Genomic DNA, 2,873 nt, shown 5'->3' with positions numbered 1-2,873 from the left:
GGGGGGCGTCCCGCGGGGCGGGGCGCGCGGGGGGGGGCCGTCCGTGTGCGCCCGCGGGGGGCGGGCGCGGGCCGCGACCCGCGGGACCTGGTGTCAGCCCTTGATCCTGGCCACCGTCGCGGTCGTGCTCTGGCCGGGCAGCAGCTGCGCGAGCTTGACCACGCCGCCCCATTCGCCGACGAGGTCGCCGCCGACCACCTGCGCCACCGTGTAGTCGGCACCCTTCACCAGCACGTCCGGGCGCAGCAGGCGGATCAGCTCGACCGGCGTGTCCTCCTCGAAGACGGTCACGCAATCCACCGAGGCGAGGCTCGCCAGCACCGCCGCGCGCGCCGCCTCGCCCTGGATCGGGCGGGACGCGCCCTTCAGGCGCTTCACGCTGGCATCGGAATTCAGCCCGACCACCAGCCGGTCGCACCAGCCACGCGACTGTTCCAGCAGGTGCACGTGGCCGGGGTGCAGCAGGTCGAAGCAGCCATTGGTGAAGCCGATCCGCCAGCCGCGGCGGCGCCAGCGCTCCACCTGCTCCACCGCCTGCGCGCGGCCCATCACCTTGCGCAGCGCGCCGCGCTCGGGCGTCAGCGCCTCCAGCAGGTCGGATTCGCGCGCCACGGCGGTGCCGATCTTGCCCACGACGATGCCGGCCGCGATGTTCGCCAGCCGCGCCGCCAGCGGCACCGAGAGGCCGGCCGCGATCCCCGCCGCCACCACCGCCACCACCGTGTCGCCGGCGCCCGAGACGTCGTGGACCTCCGGCGCCTCCGCCGGGAAGTGGCGGACGCATTCGGGCTCGGCCAGCGTCATGCCGTCCTCGCTGCGGGTGACCAGCACCGCGCCGAAGCCGTGGCGCGTGCGCAGCGCCTCGGCCGCGGCGACGATCGCCTCCTCGCTGTCCACCGGCAGGCCGGTCGCCTGGGCGAGCTCGGCGCGATTCGGCGTGATCAGGTCGGCGCCGGCATAGCGCCCGTAGTCGCCGCCCTTGGGGTCCACCACCACGCGCCGCCCGGCCGACCGCGCGGCGGCGATCAGGCGCTGGCAGGTGTCCCCGGCCAGCACGCCCTTCTGGTAGTCGGACAGCACCATCACCGTGGTCGCCGCCACCGCATCGGCGGCGATGCGGACCAGGCGCTCGGCCAGCCGCTCATGGATGGCGCTGGACTGCTCGTGGTCGGCGCGCAGCAATTGCTGGCCGGCGGCGATGAAGCGGGTCTTGGTGGTGGTCGCGCGGCCGCCCTGCACCAGCAGCCAGGGCTCGACATTGGGCTGGCCGCCGATCAGGCCGGTGAGGTCGCTGCCCGCCTGGTCGTCGCCCACCACGGAGATGAAGGCCACCGCGGCGCCGAGCGCGGTCAGGTTGCGCACCACATTGCCGGCGCCGCCGGGCATCGCGACCTCGCGCTCCACCGCGATCACCGGCACCGGCGCTTCCGGGCTGACCCGCTGCACCCGGCCATAGACGTAGCGGTCGAGCATGGCGTCGCCCACCACGAGCACCGAGGCGCGGCGAAGCTGGCGGACGGCATCCGCGAGGTCGCCCGCTGGGATCTCGGGCATCGGGCGATCGCCGGGCGCGGGGCCTTGCATGGAATGGCGTTACCCCACCCTTTGCATCGAAGGCAAGGCAGTGTGACACGGCGGAGGCGGCAGCCCGGCCTCAGGCGACCAGGAAACCGACCCGTTCGCCCTCCAGCACGGCGCAGCTCAGCGGCCCGCCATAGACCGCGCCGGTGTCCAGGCCGATCCGGTGCGGCAGCACCTCCGGCGCATCGGCGGGGGTGTGGCCATGCACCACCACCGCCGGCAGGTCGCCGCGCCAGGACAGGAAGGGCTCGCGGATCCAGGCCAGGTCCAGCGGGTCCTGCCGGTCCAGCGGCACCCCGGGCCGCACCCCGGCATGGGCGAAGAAATAGCCGCCGAGCGCCAGGCTCGGGCGCAGCCGACGCATCCAGCCGAGGTCGCCCTCCGGCACCAGCCGCCAGCTTCGCGGGTCGTCGGGGTCGGCGCCGTAGCTCGCCAGCGTCGGCCCGCCGCCATTGTCGAGCCAGAGCCCGACGCGGCGCGCATCGGCCGTGCCGTCCAGCGCGGCCAGCATCATCTGCTCGTGGTTGCCCATCAGGTTCACCACCCCGGCGCCCGGCACGCGCGGCGGGCCGCGCAGCAGGGCGATGACGCCCGCGCTGTCCTCGCCGCGGTCCACATAGTCGCCGAGATGCACCAGCAGCACCCGCGCCGCCGGGCGCGCGGCCGCATCCGCCGCGATCCGGTCGTGCAGCGCGGCCAGCCGCGCGGCGCAGCCATGGGCGTCGCCGATCGCATAGACGCGCAGGCCCGGCGGCAGCCAGCCGGGCGACAAGGATTCCGCAATCATCGCCGCGCCAAGCTAGCCCGCCCGCGGCAGAAGGTCGCCATCCGACGGCCGGGGCGGGAGACACATGACCGGCACGCCGCCCCAGCCCCTTCCGAGGATCCCGGACGCCGCTGCGCCACGGCTGCTGCCGGCGCGGCGCCGCCTGCTCGGCGCGCCGGGCCGGGTCGTGCTGCGCGTGGAGGAAGCCGCGCCGCACCGGCGCAAGGTGGCGCGCGCGCTGCTGCAGGAAGGCGCGCTGGCCGCCGGCGGGCAGGTGCTGGACGGCCCGCGCGGCGACCTGCTGCTGGGCGGCGCGGAGGCGATGCGCGCGGAGCGGCTGCGCCGCCTGCTGGAACGCCTGGTCGGCCCGGCCGGCACGCTGATCTGGTCGCTGGAGCAGGATGCGGCGGCGCTGCTGGACTATGCCGCCGGCGGCCCCGCGGCGGGGCCCCCCCCCCCCCCCCCCCGGCCCCCCCCCCCCCCCCCCCCAGAGCCACAAGCCCGCCCGGGCGCCCCGCCCCGCATC

3 protein-coding genes are annotated in these 2,873 nt (G+C 76.3%); 1 reads left to right on the top strand and 2 read right to left on the bottom strand.

Features of this window, described 5'->3' with window-relative positions:
• Positions 1-93: 93 nt before the first annotated feature.
• The gene (rfaE1, locus tag AC1MIR_RS19190) at positions 94-1,554 is read right to left on the bottom strand and encodes a D-glycero-beta-D-manno-heptose-7-phosphate kinase (protein WP_480029791.1); all 1,461 of its coding nucleotides are present in this window, start codon (positions 1,552-1,554) and stop codon (positions 94-96) included.
• Between the two features lie 100 nt (positions 1,555-1,654).
• Positions 1,655-2,353, bottom strand: a complete 699-nt coding sequence (locus tag AC1MIR_RS19185; protein ID WP_480029790.1) for a metallophosphoesterase — start codon at positions 2,351-2,353, stop codon at positions 1,655-1,657.
• Positions 2,354-2,432: 79 nt separating this feature from the next.
• On the opposite strand from AC1MIR_RS19185, the gene AC1MIR_RS19180 reads away from it, so the two are divergent.
• On the top strand, positions 2,433-2,873 hold a 441-nt coding region (locus tag AC1MIR_RS19180), incomplete at its 3' end, for a hypothetical protein (RefSeq protein WP_480029789.1).

This window comes from Falsiroseomonas sp. RANM36, assembly GCF_056682175.1.
Note: the sequence above shows the minus strand (reverse complement) of the source record. Positions and strands in the feature narration are given on the sequence as shown.

Excerpts from the sequence above, each read along its gene's own strand:
- rfaE1 (WP_480029791.1), bottom strand. The coding sequence starts at position 1,554 with ATGCCCGAGATCCCAGCGGGCGACCTCGCGGATGCCGTCCGCCAGCTT.